The following is a 13,908-nucleotide window of genomic DNA, read 5'->3' on the forward strand; positions in this document are numbered from 1 at the left end:
CCGTGTGGGCGCCCGGTGCGGCCCGGGATCCTCGGACTCGACCCAGTCCGGGCCACCTCAGGGGCCGTTCGACACGGCTCGGGATCACATGGTCCGTTTGCCGCCGATCACCCGGGTAGCTGGAAGGGGCAGACGGTCAAGGAGGAAGCAATGGGCTGGGAATACAGGAAGTCGCTGAAGTTCGGTCCGCTCCGTCTCAACCTGTCGCGCCGCGGCGTCGGGCACAGCTGGGGCAACCGGGCCTTCCGCGTCACGAAGGGCGCCGACGGCAGGAAGACGCTGAGCGTGAACCTGCCCGGCGGGTTCCACTGGCGCAAGACCCTCAGCGGCTCCCGCTGAGCCGCCTCCGTCCGGGGGTGCGTGACGTCTCCCGCCCCCGGACGGGCGCGCGGCGTCTCCCGCCGCGTCCGGACGGGCACGCCGCGCTCGGACCGGGCACACCGCGTTTCCCGCCCCTCTCCGAGGGCACAGTCGCCACGTGACGGATAAAACGGACATAGGGGATGACCGTGTCACGGTGACCCCGTGCGAGGACGGGCCGCTGCTACTGCGGGGCCCGTTCGTCCTCACCACCCAGGACGGCGCCGTCATCGACCCAGGCCGGTCCACGGTGGCGCTGTGCCGCTGCGGGCGATCGGCGGCCAAGCCCTTCTGCGACGGCTCGCATCGGCCCGCCCGCTTCCGCGCCCCGAGCGAGCCCGAGCCGCCCGCCTGACGGCGCCCCCGACCCCGGGTCTCCGGTCCCGCGGCGCGCTCCCCGCCCGAGCTCTCCCGCCGGGTGACGCTCTCCCGGCCAGGAGGTCTCCGCCGGGCCGTGCTCCCCCGCTCCGGACGCCTCGGTCCAGACGGCTCCGGACGCCTCGGTCCGGGCCGCTCCGGCCACGCCGGGCCGGCCGGTCCGGCGGTTCCGGTGCGCCTTGATCCATCGGACCGAGTGCGCCGCCGTCCGCATCCGGCGGCCCGCGTACGGCACGCCGCCGAGGAACAGCCGCGCCGCCAGCGCCAGCCAGGCGCAGACCGCCCGCTCCAGCAGCCACACCGGCGCGAACAGCGCGGCGGAGAAGGGGAAGACCCACCGCCCGCCGGCCCGGCGGCGACCGGTCTCGGCGGCCCCGACCGCCAGCCCGGCGCAGACCAGGACCCTCCCGTACCTGCGGCGCGACAGCGCGACGGCCAGCGCGGGCAGCACGGACAGGAACGCCGCCAGGCGGACGGGCTGCGCGAGGTCGTCGTAGGCCTGCCGGACGCGCTGGGACCAGAACCGGGCCGGGTCCGGCGGCAGGCGGCGGACGTACAGGCCGAGCGGGCGGCACTCCCGCCCGCCGTGGGCGCGGACCGTGCGGATGAGCTCCAGGTTCTCGAACAACACGTCGCCGTCGTAGCCGCCCATCTCGTGGAAGACCGACCGGCGCACGCCGAAGGTGCCCGGGTAGTCGGCGCCGAAGGCGCGGTTGAGGAGGGTCCTGGCGGTGTCCCAGCGGGCGTGCCAGGGCAGCGGGTCGAAGTGGTTCTGCGGCCTGACCAGGTCGGCCCGTCCGAGCAGGGCGCCGATCGCGGCCAGTTCCGCCGCGCCGTAGCGCACGTCGTCGTCGGCGATGACCACGCGCTCGGCGCGGGCCCGGCGCATCCCGGTGACCACCCCGTTGACCTTGCCGTTGACGAAGGCGAGGTCGTCGTCGGGCCGGAGGTGCTCGGCGATCCCGGCCCAGGCGGCGGCGTGCCGCTCGAAGACCGGGGGCGGGGAGCCGTCGACGACGATGACCCGCGCGTGGCGGGCGAGCCGGCGCAGGTAGCCCGTCAGCTCCGCCAGGCCCGCCTCGTCGCCGTCGTCCCAGCGCAGCGGCAGGACGTAGTCGAGGCCGGGGCCTCCCGTCCGGCCGCCGTCCGTCATCGGCCGCTCACCGCCAGACCGGTCCCGTGCGGTCCGCTCCCGTTCCGCCCGGTCCCGCGCGGCCCGGCCCCGTCCGGGGCGGTCTCATCCGGGGCGGTCTCGTCCGGGGCGGTCTCGTCCGGGGCGGTCCCGCGCGGTACGGCGTCGCGCAGCGAGGTGACCCCGCGCTCCCAGCTTCCCAGGAGATGCTCGGCGAAGAGCCGGTCCAGGGTGAGGGCGCACGCCGCGCCGTACAGGACGTCGGCGGCCAGGTCGGGGCGGTCGGCGGCGAACGCGCCGCACATGTCGTGCGCGGCGATCTGCTCGTGGACCGCGTCGGCCTGCACGTGCTCGACGTAGAAGCGGCAGGCCGCGTCGTCGCCGCCGAGGCGGCGCAGTCCCCGGGCGTACCTGCGGTTGGGGACCGAGGAGGTCATCTCGAAGGCCGCGAGGTGGCCCAGCAGCGCGCCCCGGTGCCGCCGGTGCAGCCCGAACAGCGAGATGACGTTGCCGGTCGCCAGCGTGACCGCCGGGACCCGGTCGAGGTGGGCGCCGTAGGAGTCGTCCAGGCCGAGACCGCGCATCGTGGCCCGGAACAGCTCCGAGTGCATGCGTCCGGGCCGGCCGCCGCCGTACTCGTCGGCCTGGATCTCCACGAGGGCGGCCTTGGCCGGACCGCGCAGCCGTGGGATCGCCCAGGTGTGCGGGTCGGCCTCCTTGAGGTGGTAGACGGAGCGGTGGACAACGAACTCACGGAACCGCTCCAGGTCGGCCCGCCGTTCCAGGAACGCCGCCAGTGACGGACCGCCGTCGGCGGCGGCCACCAGTTCGGCGAGCGCCCGGCGCATGCGCGCGGGCGTCCCCGGCGGTACGGCGGGCGGCCGGGGCACGGCCTGCGCGAGACCCGCCTCGAACCGCCGTTCCAGCGTCCGCCGGACCGCCAGCAGCGACGGCTCCCACTCCCAGTCCTCGGCCACCTCGCCGAACCCCTGGTAGTGCAGCTCGTAGCAGGCGAAGAGGGCGAGCTGGAGGTCCTCGTCCCCGATGGGCGGTCCCCCCTCGGGTTCCGGCGCCGGACCGAGGTCGTGCGGCGGGCGGACCAGCCGGTCGAAGAGGAAGTCGGTGAGAGGCCCCCGAGGGGCGGGTAGCTGCATTTCACGGAACTCCAGGGCGGTACGGCGGTGACGGGGCCCGGGGCCGGCCCGGGAGGCGTCGCGGGGACGCCTCGGGGACGGTTCCGGGGACGGTTCCGGAGACGCGGCGGGTCCGGTTCAGCGCCGGTAGACCGACACGTGCCCCCGGCTGTCGCCGGTGAACGGGGCGGCCTGCCAGTCGGACCAGCGGTGTTCGAGCCGCATGCCCGCCAGGCGTGCCATGAGGTCGAGCTCGGCGGGCCAGGCGTAGCGGTGGTTGGCGGGCAGCAGCCGCACCTCGCCGGAGGCCAGGACGATCTTGGTGGTGTACATCATCTGGTCGGCGGGTGACAGCCGGGCCGCCTCGGCGACCACCCCGTCCTCGCGCAGCGACACCAGCCGCAGCGCCGTGCCGTGGCGGAACGCCCCCACGTCGGGCACCCACGCCTCGACCACGAACCGGCCGCCGGGCACGAGGTGGGCGGCGGCGTTGCGGAAGCAGTCGACCTGGGCGTCCTGCGAGGGCAGCGCGTAGATCGTGTTGTAGGCGAGGAGGACGAGGCCGAACTCACCGTCGACCCGGGTGGTGGAGAAGTCGCCCAGCGTCACCGGGACGCGGTCGCCGCCGGGCTTGGCGCGCAGCACCGCCGTCATCTCGGCCGAGCCGTCGATGCCCGCGACGGTGAGCCCCCTGGCGGCCAGCGGGAGGGCCAGCCGGCCGGTGCCGACACCGAACTCCAGGACGGCCCGGCCCTCGGCCAGCTCCTGCAGCCGGTCCACCGCGGGCTCGGTGGGCAGGTGCGTCACGACCTCGTCGTAGACGTCGGCGGCGGCGCGGCCGTAGGCGGAAGGGTCGAACTCCTGCACCATGCGTCCCCCACCCCCCGAACTGCACAAAAAGAACTTTCCCTTCCATAAGCTCACAAAAACCCCCGTGCCCGGTCCGGGGGACGGACCGGGCACGGGGGCTTCGGGTGTGCGGGACCTCAGGCGCGGCAGGCGGCCTCGACGCGGTCGGCGGCCTCGGCGACGGGGATCTCCTCCTTCGCGCCGGTGGCGCGGTCGCGCAGCTCGACGACGCCCTGGGCCAGGCCGCGCCCGACGATCAGAATCGTCGGCATGCCGAGCAGCTCGGCGTCCTTGAACTTCACGCCCGGGGAGACGCCCGCGCGGTCGTCCAGCAGGACGCGCAGGCCGCGCGCCTCCAGCTCCCCGGCGATCCGGCCGGCGACCTCGATCTGGTCGTCCTTGCCGGTGCCGACGATGTGGACGTCGGCCGGGGCGACCTCGCGGGTCCAGCGCAGGCCCAGCTCGTCGTGCCGCTGCTCGGTCAGCACGGCCACGGCGCGGGAGACGCCGACGCCGTAGGAGCCCATGGTGATGCGGATCGGCTTGCCGTCGGGGCCGAGGGCGTCGAGCTTGGCCGCGTCGGCGTACTTGCGGCCGAGTTGGAAGATGTGGCCGATCTCGATGCCGCGGTCGATGGACAGGCCGGAGCCGCAGACCGGGCAGGCGTCGCCCGCCTTGACCTCGGCGGCCTCGATCGTGCCGTCGGCGACGAAGTCGCGCCCGGCGACGACGTTCACCGCGTGCCGGCCCGGCTCGTTGGCGCCGGTCACCCACGCGCTGCCGTCCACCACGCGGGGGTCGACGAGGTAGCGGATGCCGAGGTCCCTGAGCACCTGGGGGCCGATGTAGCCGCGGACCAGGCCGGGGTGCTTGACGAAGTCCTCGGCCTCGAAGATGGCGGGCTCGCCGGGGGCGAGCGCCGCCTCCAGGCGCTTGAAGTCGACCTCGCGGTCGCCGGGCACGCCGATCACCAGGGTCTCGGTCTTGTCGGAGCCGGGCGTCGTGACCTTGACCACGACGTTCTTGAGCGTCCGGTCCGCGGTGACGTCCAGGCCGTGGTGGGTGTTGAGGTGCGCGACCAGCGTCTCGATGGTCGGCGTGCCGGGGGTGTCGAGGACCTCCAGGGCGGGCTGCTCGCCGGTGACCGCGGCCGGGGCCGGGGTGGTGACCGCCTCGGCGTTGGCCGCGTAGCCGCAGCTGTGGCAGGCCACGAAGGTGTCCTCGCCGGTCTCGGCGGGGGCGAGGAACTCCTCGGAGGCCGAGCCGCCCATCGCCCCGGAGGTGGCGAAGCAGATGCGGTAGTCGATGCCGAGCCGGTCGAAGATGCGGATGTAGGTCTCGCGGTGCCGCTCGTAGGAGCGCTTGAGACCGTCGTCGTCGAGGTCGAAGGAGTAGGAGTCCTTCATGACGAACTCGCGACCACGCAGGATCCCGGCCCGGGGACGGGCCTCGTCGCGGTACTTCGTCTGGATCTGGTACAGCGTCACCGGGTAGTCCTTGTAGGAGGAGTACTCCCCCTTGACCATGTCGGTGAACATCTCCTCGTGGGTGGGCCCGAGGAGGTAGTCGACGCCCTTGCGGTCCTTGAGGCGGAAGAGCAGGTCGCCGTACTCGGTCCAGCGACCGGTGTTCTCGTAGTACTCGCGCGGCAGCAGGGCGGGGAAGAGCACCTCCTGGCCGCCCATGCGGTCCATCTCCTCGCGCACGACGCGCGCGACGTTCTCCAGGACCATCTTGCCGAGCGGCAGCCAGGAGTAGATGCCGGGCGCGACGCGGCGGACGTATCCGGCGCGGACGAGCAGCTTGTGGCTCGGGACCTCCGCGTCTGCCGGGTCGTCCCTCAGAGTTCGAAGAAACAGCGACGACATGCGCAGCAGCACGGCTACTCCTACCTAGCAGGGATCGAATGGCTACAGGCTATCGAGTCGCGCAACCGGGTTGCCGGTCATCCGGCGTTCCCCGGCGTTCCCCGGCGCCCTGACGCCCCGCGCGGGCCGCGGCCCGCGCGGCCGTCCCACGGCTCGGAGGAACGCCGCTCGGAGCAACGCCGCTCAGAGGAACGCCGCTCAGAGGAACGCCGCTCGGGTGAACACCGCTCAGAGGAATGCGGCGCAGGCGCCCATGATGGCGAGCACCACCGCGGCCGAGCGGGCGCGGCCCCACCCGCGGCGGGTCGTGACGAGCAGGCCCAGCACCAGCACCCCGACGACCAGGGTCTTCCACGGCCAGAAGCCCGGGACGTACTCCGGCCCGCCGGGCAGCGCCTTGTCCAGGCCGTCGAGCGCGACGAGCCCGGCCAGCACGCCGCCCGCCAGGTCGCCCCACAGGGTGCCGCGCCGGGCGAGATGGGCCAGGACGCCGATCACGACCAGGGTCGCCACCGTGACGTTCATGGCGGCGCCGCTGCCCGCGCCCAGGAGCATGGCCCCGGGGTCGAAGAACGTGGCGGCCAGCAGCGACAGCAGCGGGCCGAAGGTGGCCAGCGCGCAGCTCAGCGCCGCCCAGCCGAGACCGGCGGCGGTGTATCCCGCCACGACGACGAGCAGCACGTAGGCGTAGGGCTCGTAGAGCGAGCCCAGCGGATTGTGCGTGTGCGACAGCACCGCGCCCAGGCTGCCGAGCAGCATCCCCACGATGAGCGACAGCACCATGTGCAGCACGATGCCGCGCTGCCGGCGGTCCAGTTCCGCGCAGTCCACCTTCCCGCAGTCGTACTCGAAGGTTGGTTCAAGCTGTGCCACAGATCCCCCGATCATCACCTGCTCGTGGCCCCGGAAAGCATATGTGACCTGCAAGAATGCACAAAATTCCACCAAGCGCCGTTAAATCGGGACAGCTCCCGGCGGTGCCGCTCCACGCGGACTCCGCCGGGACGCTTTCCGCCTCCCCGGCGGGCCGCTCTGGCGGCGACGGCTCCGGTGGTACAGAGTCGGGGGTGAGAGCCGTCGATACGGTCGTCGCCGGCGCGGGGCCACCGCCCCGGAGCACCCCGGACCGCCCCGGGCCTTCCGGTCCACCGGGGCGGGACCCACGCCCGCGACGTCCGACGCCGAGGAGGCCGCGTGTCACTGCGAGTGGCGATTGTCGGGTCGGGCCCCGCCGGGATCTACACCGCCGAGGCGCTGACGAAACAGGCGGGCGCCGGGGTCGAGGTGGACGTCCTGGAACGGCTGCCCACGCCGTACGGGCTGGTCCGGTACGGCGTGGCCCCCGACCACACCTCCATCAAGTCGATCGCCGGATACCTGCGCCGGGTGCTGGAGCTGCCCAACGTCCGGTTCCTGGGCGGCGTGGAGTTCGGCCGGGACGTGGGCGCCGCCGACCTGCTCGGCTGCTACGACGCCGTGGTCTACTGCACCGGCGCGATGGTGGACCGGCGGATGGGGATCCCCGGCGAGGACCTGCCGGGCAGCGTGGCGGCCACCGACTTCGTGAACTGGTACTGCGGCCACCCCGACATGCCGGCCGACCGGTTCGTCCTCGACTGCCCCGAGGTCGCGGTGGTCGGCGTGGGCAACGTGGCGGTGGACGTGGTGCGGATCCTGGCCAAGACCGCCGAGGAGCTGCGCGCCACCGACGTCCCGGAGGAGGTGCTGGCCCGCCTGGCCGGCAGCCGGGTCAGGACCGTCCACATGCTCGGCCGCCGCGGGCCGGAGCACGCCAAGTTCACCCTCAAGGAGCTGCGGGAGCTGGGCGAGCTGGCCAACGCCGACGTGTGCGTGCGGCAGGAGGAGGCGGTGGCCGACGTCACGGGCCTGCCGCGGCAGGTGCGGGGCAACGTCGAGGTGCTGCGGGGCTGGGCCGCCCGCGACCCGGCGGGCCGTCCCCGGCGGCTGGAGGTGCGGTTCTGGATGCGCCCGGTGGAGATCCTCGGGGAGGACCGGGTGACGGGCCTGCGACTGGAGCGCACCCGCCTTTCGGGTGGCCGGGTCGTGGGCACCGGCGAGTTCGAGACCCTCCCTGTGGGCATGGTGCTGCGCTCGGTCGGCTACCGCAGCGTCCCGCTGCCCGGCGTGCCGTTCTCCGAGGAGACCATGACCGTGCCGAACGAGGCCGGGCGGGTCCGCGACCGCGAGTACGTCGCGGGATGGCTCAAGCGCGGTCCCACCGGGGTGATCGGCACCAACAAGTCCGACGCCGCCGAGACGGTCCGCACCCTCCTCGCCGACCTCGCCGGTCTCGCCCGCGACCCGGTGCGGCGCGGCGACATCGACGCCCTGCTGGCCTCCCGGGACGTCTCCCCGATCACCTACCGGGAGTGGCTGGCCATCGAGGCGGCCGAGGCCGAGCTGGCGCGGAGCCTGGGACGCGGCGAGCGCGTCAAGCTCCTGGGCCTGGCCGCCATGCACGCCGCCTCGGGCCGCTGAGCCGTACGGCGGGCGTGTCCACCCGGAGGGCGTCCGGCGCGTCCACTTCAGGCACGTCCGAAAGCCCCCCGAACGCCCATCACGCACCACAAGGAGCAACCCCCATGCGCGTCACGCTCGGCGACCCGCTGGCTCTGATACCCGGCTTCGAGCAGGCCCACCGCCGGCAGACGGCGACCTACCCCCCGGCCTCCCCGGAGGAGATGGGGTGGCAGCCGGTGCACACCGTCTACGTGCCCGCCGACCGCTTCGACGCGGGCACGGTCGCGGCCTGGGGCGAGGCCGCGCTGGACCTGATGCGCCGGCACCTGTCCAGGAAGGACATGGCCCGGTTCTTCGAGATGCACGAGCAGACGGCCAGGGCCGTGCACGAGAGGGTGACGGCGAAGCTCGCCGCCGAACCGGTCGAGGACCTGCGGATCGACTTCGAGGACGGCTACGGCGGGAGTCCCGCCGAGGAGGACGGCCACGCCGTCCGGGCCGCCGAGGCGGTCGCCGCCATGCACGCCGGTGGAACGCTCCCCCGCCGGTGGGGGCTGCGGGTGAAGTCGTTCGCCGACGGCGACCCGGCCAGGAGCGTCCGGACGCTGGACGCCTTCCTCACCGGGGTGGTCGAGCGGGCGGGTCACCTGCCCCCGGGGTTCGTGGTCACCTTCCCCAAGGTGCTGATGAGGGACTACCTGGAACAGTTCGCCGCCTGCCTCGCCGCCCTGGAGAAGGGGCTGGGGCTGGGTGAGGGCGAGCTGCGGTTCGAGATGCAGGTCGAGGCCGTCCAGACGCTGCGATTCCTCGACGCCGGGCTGGTCGCCGCACTCGGCGGCAGGCTGGCCGCCGCGCACTTCGGCGTCTTCGACTACACGGCGAGCTGCTCGCTGCCCCCGCACGAGCAGCGGCTGGACCACCCCGCGTGCGACCACGCCCGCCAGGTCATGCGGACGGCGTTCGCCGGGACCGGGGTGGAGCTGTCGGACGGCTCGCTGGCCGCCGCGCCCGCCTCCGACGACCGGTACGCCGTGCGCAACCTGTGGTGGCGGCACGTGAGCCTGATCCGGCACTCCCTGTCGGACGGCTTCTACCAGGGCTGGGACATGCACCCGGCGCACCTGGTCAGCCGCTACGTCGCGGTCTACCACTTCCACCTGTCCCGCTACGACGAGTACCTCGGCAGGGTGCAGGCCTGGGAGGAGCGGCGCGCGGCCGAGGGCGGGACGCTGGAGGAGCCCGCCACGATCAGGACGGTGGCCGCCGCCCTGCGCCGCGCCGACCTGGCCCTCGGGAACGCCTGACCCCGGGTCCGGCCCGGCCGGGCGCGGCGGACCGCCCGTCCGGCGGGGCCGTGCGGCGAGGAACCGCGCGGCGGGCGGGCCGTGCGGCGGACGTCAGTCGATCAGCGTCCGCCACTGGCGGACGCGGTGCGGGTCCACCGGGTGGGACCACGACGCCCGTACGGCGCTGCCGACGTGGAAGGCCCGCACGCCGTACTCCTGCAGAACCGGGACGTGGGACGGCCGCAGCCCGCCACCCGCCATGATCAGCGGCCCGTCTCCGGCGGAGCAGCGGGCCCGGAGAACGTCCAGGCCGTCCCGCACGCCGCCGGGGGCGCCCGAGGTGAGCACGGTGGCGAGGTTGGGCAGCAGCCGTACGGCCCGCCAGCTCGCCCTGACGTCGGCGGCGTGGTCGACGGCACGGTGGAAGGTCCACGGCAGCGGTGTGACGGCGTGGATGAGCGCCTCGGTGGCGGCCAGGTCGACCGCCCCCGCGGCGTCGAGGAAACCGAACACGAACCCGGCCGCGCCCGCGTCGGCGAGGGCCCGGGCGTCGCGCCGCAGGCCCTCCAGCGACTCGGGCGTGGCCAGGAACGACGCCTCACCGCGCAGCATGACCATCTGTGGCAGCGCGCATTCCTTGGAGATCGCGGCGACCGTCTCCACCGCCGGGGTGAGCCCGTCGGCCGCCATGTCCGCCACGATCTCCAGGCGGTCGGCGCCGCCCTCCTCCGCCGCGACGGCGTCGCGCACGTCGAGGGCGATCACCTCAAGCAAGGATCTGGTCATGGAGGTGAGGCTATCTGATGGCTTTGTCCTGGGATCTCCTTGGTTCAGCGGCGCCGTTCCAGAGACGGTCCATGGCCTCTCATCGACGGACCCCGACGGTCCGCGGTGAACCGCCGTCCTCCGCGCCGGTCCCGCCGGCCACGGCCGGCTCACCCGGGACGGCCGGCGGGCCGGTCAGCGGGCCGCGGAGGTCGGCGAACGGCAGCGCACCGGCGAGGACGTCGCCGCGCAGGCCGCCCGCCCTCTGGAACAGCGCCCCGGAGGCGCGGTGCGGCAGGTCCACCGTGCGCAGGTGGGTGAAGCGCTGGCCGCGGTAGTACCGCTGGAGCCCGGGGTTGTCCTTGGAGCAGTCGAGGCGCAGCCACCTGCGGCCCGCCGCCAGGGCCCGCAGTCCCGCCCAGTCGAGCAGGGCCTGCCCCAGGCCGAGCCCCGCGTAGGCGCGGGAGACGGACAGCTTGTGGACGTAGAGCGCCGTCCCGGGAGCGTCCTCGGCGGTCCAGAACTCGGGGTCGGCGTGGCCGTCCAGGGCGAGGGTGGCCGCGGGGCCGTCCTCGCCGTCGAGCACGTACATGGTTCCCTCCTCGATCAGCGGGCTGATGCGCTCGGCCGGGAAGCCCCCCGCGGGCCACTGCCGCACGCCGCGACGGTTGAGCCAGTCGGCGGTCTCGGCCAGGAGCGCGAGCACGCCCGCGAGGTCGCTTCCGTCCGCCCGGCGCAGAGTGAGACGGGCGGTGGTGGTGGGGTGGGTGGGGCGAGCGGTACCGGAGTGCATGGTGCATCCCTTCGTTGCGATGGGTGGATGAGAGGACACGGAGAGTGCCGGTCCGATGGCATACGGCGACCGTGTCCGGCCAGGCGGAACGCCTAGGGGTCGAAGACGCGTAAGGGGAACGCGGAGGGGGGCCGGGAGCAGGTTCCGGCGGAGAGGGCCCGGCGGCGGCGGCCGGGGAGCCGATGGCCCTCGGGGGCCGCCCGGCGGCGGCGCCCGGAACCGGGCCGGTGGTGATCCATGGGGCCGGACCGGTGACGACCCGGGCGGCCGGCCCGGTGACGAGCCTCGGAGGCGTCCCGGCGGCGGCGCCCGGGGCCGGACGCGAGTGGGGAGGGAACGCCGTGCCCGCCGGGACCGCGGGCGCGGCCCGGTCCTCGCCCGCGGGGCGGGCGGGACTGGGGCCGCCCCGTCAGGGCGGTCACGGAGGCGTCAACGGCTTTCCAGCTCGTACCTGATCAGATGCTTGTCGGCGGGCAGCACGGACACCGCGACGCGCACCGGGGCGTCGGAGGAGTCGTAGCCGACCCGGACGTAGACCATGACCGGCGTGCCCTGCTGGAGCTGTAGCCGGTCCGCCTCCGAGCTGGTGGGCATGCGCGCCCAGATGTCGTCGACGACCCGGACCTGGGGGTGGCCGAGCTCCGCCAGCACCCGGTTGGCCCCCCGGGTGATGTCGCCGGGGCGGGCGATCTCGGAGTCGGAGACCAGCTCCAGCGGGAAGTAGGAGTCGTTGGTGTTGTACGGCTGGCCGTCCACGAACCGCAGTCGGCGGCGGACCACGGCGTGCTCGTCGTCGGCCAGTTCCAGCCTGCTGGCGATCTCCTCGGCCGGCCGTACGATCGCGACCTCGATGTGCTGGCCGGGCGAGCGTCCCTCCTGGGAGACGGCCCAGGCGAACGCCTCGCGGGTCTCCCCCGGCTGGGGCCGCAGCTCGCGCTGGGGATGCATGAGCAGCGGGCGGCGCTCCCTGACCACGGTCCCCCGGCGGGGGGTGCGGGTGACCAGGCCCTCGTTGACCAGCTCGCCCAGGGCGAGCCGCACGGTGTTCCTGCTCACCTGATGGGTCAGCATGAGCTCCGCCTCGGTCGGCAGCTGATCCCCCGGTCCGAGCGCACCGGAGTAGATGGTCCTCCTGAGTTCGGAGGCCACCTGCTGATACAGCGTTGACCGTGGCATTAAGTCCCCTTTGTGCCAACAAACTAGACGATCTGGTTCTAGCGGGAAACCGGCCCTTGACCCAACCTCCCGCAACCCGCATCATCCAATCGTTGGTACAAATCCATCGAAAGGTCGGCGAGGGGGTGAAGGTCCCGGTGTTGCCGGTCCCCGTGGACGCGCCATATGTGCCCTGGCGCGAACCCCGCGAGGCAACGCGTTTACTGCGCTACGCGCTGCACCGCCAGGGGTTCACCCACACCTACCAGAGCAACGGGAACGGGATGTCGGTCCTCTCGGTCCAGACAGACCTGACCGTCTGGTGCAGAAGCGGGCTCTTCGTCTGGGACGAGGAAGGCCGCGAGACCTGCCACCCCGCCGACGACCCCGCGGGGGCGGCCCGCGTCATCTCCCTGCACTACCGGAGACCCGCGTTCGCCGCCCCCGTCCGGGAGAGGACGGGCTTTCGCGCCCCCGCCTCTCCCGTCGCCTACTCCGTGCGCGACTGAACGGCCCGAGGACCCCACCCCTCGCCGGGGTCCTCGGGCCGGCGCGCCGGGGCGGAGCGCGTCCTGGCGGGTCCCCCACGCCCGCCAGGACGCGTATCCCGCGCCCTCCGCACCCTCGGCCCCGGCTCCTTCCGGCGTGGCTCCTCCCGTCCCATGTCTCTCCGCCTCGGAGTCCCCGGCCGCAAGCGTCCCCGCCGCCCCGCCCTCCATGGCGGAGATCCGGAGGGCCCGGCGGGCCCGGGGGGCCCGGCGCGCGTCCCGGGCCGCGGATGCGACCATGGGCTCCTACGCGACCCGGGCACCGGAGCCGGGCCGCCGCCCACGCGCCGCCCCCGAGGGACGCGGGGCCGGCCTCGACGGAGTCAGCATGCACAGCGGCCTTCCCCAGGACCCGCCAGGCGATCGGGACACGCCCCGTAGCGCACCCGGCGGGGCGCCCGGCCGGTGGGGCGCGCCCGGCGGCCCGGAGACACGCGAAGGCCCGGAGACGCGCGAAGGTCCGGAGACGCGCGAAGGTCCGGAGACGCGCGGCGGCCCGCGAACGGCCGGAGGGCCGGGGGGCCGCCCGTGGGGTGTCGACGAGCGGCGGTTCCGCTCGGTGCTCGGTCACTTCGCCACCGGCGTCGTCGCCGTCACCGCGCTCGCCCCCGGCGGCCGCCCGCACGGCCTGGCCGTCGGCTCCTTCACCTCCGTCTCCCTCGACCCCCCGCTGGTGGCCTTCTGCGTGGGCAGGACCAGCACGAGCTGGCCGCACCTTCGGGCCGCGGACGTCCTGACGGTCAACGTGCTCGCCGAACACCAGCGGCCGGTCTGCGACGCCCTTGCCACCAGCGGCGGGGACAAGTTCGCCGGCCTGGACTGGACCCCCTCCCCCGCGGGCAACCCGGTGTTCGACGGGGCGCTGGCCTGGATCGACTGCTCGGTCGAGGTCGAGTATCCCGCCGGGGACCACATGATCGTGGTCTGCCGGGTGCGTGACCTGGACGTCCACGCGGGTGGCGGGCCGCTGGTGTTCTTCCGGGGCCGCTACGGCGCGCTCCGCCCCTGACACCTCCCCATCCTCCGCCCCTCCGTCCATCTCCACCCTTCGCCCCTTCGCCCCTTCGCCCCTTCGCCCTTTCGCCCTTTCGCCCCTGAGGATCTCCCCGACCCGGTTTCCGGCACCCGCCTGCCCGCCATGCCTGTCCGCCTCCGGCGCC

Annotated in this window: 13 protein-coding genes; 6 read left to right on the top strand and 7 right to left on the bottom strand. The window is 74.2% G+C overall.

From position 1 onward, the window contains the following. Positions 1–150: 150 nt before the first annotated feature. Together IEZ10_RS03405 and IEZ10_RS03410 are read left to right on the top strand one after the other, a co-directional pair. Positions 151–339, top strand: a complete 189-nt coding sequence (locus tag IEZ10_RS03405; RefSeq protein ID WP_189244914.1) for a DUF4236 domain-containing protein — start codon at positions 151–153, stop codon at positions 337–339. 178 nt (positions 340–517) lie between these two features. Next, a complete protein-coding gene (locus IEZ10_RS03410; RefSeq protein ID WP_229810888.1) occupies positions 518–715 on the top strand; it encodes a CDGSH iron-sulfur domain-containing protein in 198 nt (65 codons plus the stop codon). Between the two features lie 1,172 nt (positions 716–1,887). On the opposite strand, the gene IEZ10_RS03420 is transcribed toward IEZ10_RS03410, so the two are convergent. The 4 genes from IEZ10_RS03420 to IEZ10_RS03435 form a co-directional block, all read right to left on the bottom strand. Beyond that, positions 1,888–3,024, bottom strand: coding sequence for an iron-containing redox enzyme family protein (locus tag IEZ10_RS03420; RefSeq protein ID WP_189244915.1), 1,137 nt, complete (start codon positions 3,022–3,024; stop codon positions 1,888–1,890). 117 nt (positions 3,025–3,141) lie between these two features. Beyond that, positions 3,142–3,873 (bottom strand): class I SAM-dependent DNA methyltransferase, encoded by a 732-nt coding sequence (locus tag IEZ10_RS03425; protein WP_189244916.1) that lies wholly within the window; start codon positions 3,871–3,873, stop codon positions 3,142–3,144. A gap of 116 nt (positions 3,874–3,989) precedes the next feature. After that, complete coding sequence (locus IEZ10_RS03430) at positions 3,990–5,732, bottom strand: proline--tRNA ligase (RefSeq protein WP_189244917.1); 1,743 nt, start codon at positions 5,730–5,732, stop codon at positions 3,990–3,992. Positions 5,733–5,948: 216 nt separating this feature from the next. Beyond that, complete coding sequence (locus tag IEZ10_RS03435) at positions 5,949–6,593, bottom strand: hypothetical protein (protein WP_189244918.1); 645 nt, start codon at positions 6,591–6,593, stop codon at positions 5,949–5,951. Positions 6,594–6,914: 321 nt separating this feature from the next. Between IEZ10_RS03435 and IEZ10_RS03440 the strand changes: the two genes are divergently transcribed. Further along, entirely contained in the window at positions 6,915–8,219 is a 1,305-nt protein-coding gene (locus IEZ10_RS03440; RefSeq protein ID WP_189244919.1) for an FAD-dependent oxidoreductase, read from the top strand. Between the two features lie 104 nt (positions 8,220–8,323). Continuing rightward, positions 8,324–9,505: a DUF6986 family protein gene (locus IEZ10_RS03445; protein ID WP_189244920.1), complete on the top strand. Its 1,182-nt coding sequence runs from the start codon at positions 8,324–8,326 to the stop codon at positions 9,503–9,505. 93 nt (positions 9,506–9,598) lie between these two features. Here the strand turns inward: IEZ10_RS03445 and IEZ10_RS03450 are convergent, their stop codons facing one another. From IEZ10_RS03450 to IEZ10_RS03460, 3 genes are all read right to left on the bottom strand, one after another. Beyond that, complete coding sequence (locus tag IEZ10_RS03450) at positions 9,599–10,273, bottom strand: copper homeostasis protein CutC (protein WP_189244921.1); 675 nt, start codon at positions 10,271–10,273, stop codon at positions 9,599–9,601. Between the two features lie 79 nt (positions 10,274–10,352). Then, positions 10,353–11,045 (bottom strand): GNAT family N-acetyltransferase, encoded by a 693-nt coding sequence (locus tag IEZ10_RS03455; protein WP_189244922.1) that lies wholly within the window; start codon positions 11,043–11,045, stop codon positions 10,353–10,355. Positions 11,046–11,474: 429 nt separating this feature from the next. Beyond that, the gene (locus IEZ10_RS03460) at positions 11,475–12,221 is read right to left on the bottom strand and encodes a GntR family transcriptional regulator (protein WP_189244923.1); all 747 of its coding nucleotides are present in this window, start codon (positions 12,219–12,221) and stop codon (positions 11,475–11,477) included. Positions 12,222–12,313: 92 nt separating this feature from the next. Here IEZ10_RS03460 and IEZ10_RS03465 point away from each other — a divergent pair, with 92 nt between their 5' ends. Further along, positions 12,314–12,709, top strand: a complete 396-nt coding sequence (locus tag IEZ10_RS03465) for a hypothetical protein (protein WP_189244924.1) — start codon at positions 12,314–12,316, stop codon at positions 12,707–12,709. A gap of 598 nt (positions 12,710–13,307) precedes the next feature. Further along, positions 13,308–13,757 carry a flavin reductase family protein gene (locus tag IEZ10_RS03470; RefSeq protein ID WP_189244925.1) on the top strand — a complete coding sequence of 150 codons (450 nt, stop codon included), beginning with the start codon at positions 13,308–13,310 and terminating at the stop codon, positions 13,755–13,757. The last annotated feature ends 151 nt before the right edge of the window (positions 13,758–13,908 follow it).

The sequence above is a fragment of the Streptosporangium pseudovulgare genome, from assembly GCF_014648055.1.
GTDB classification, from domain to species: Bacteria; Actinomycetota; Actinomycetes; order Streptosporangiales; family Streptosporangiaceae; genus Streptosporangium; species Streptosporangium pseudovulgare.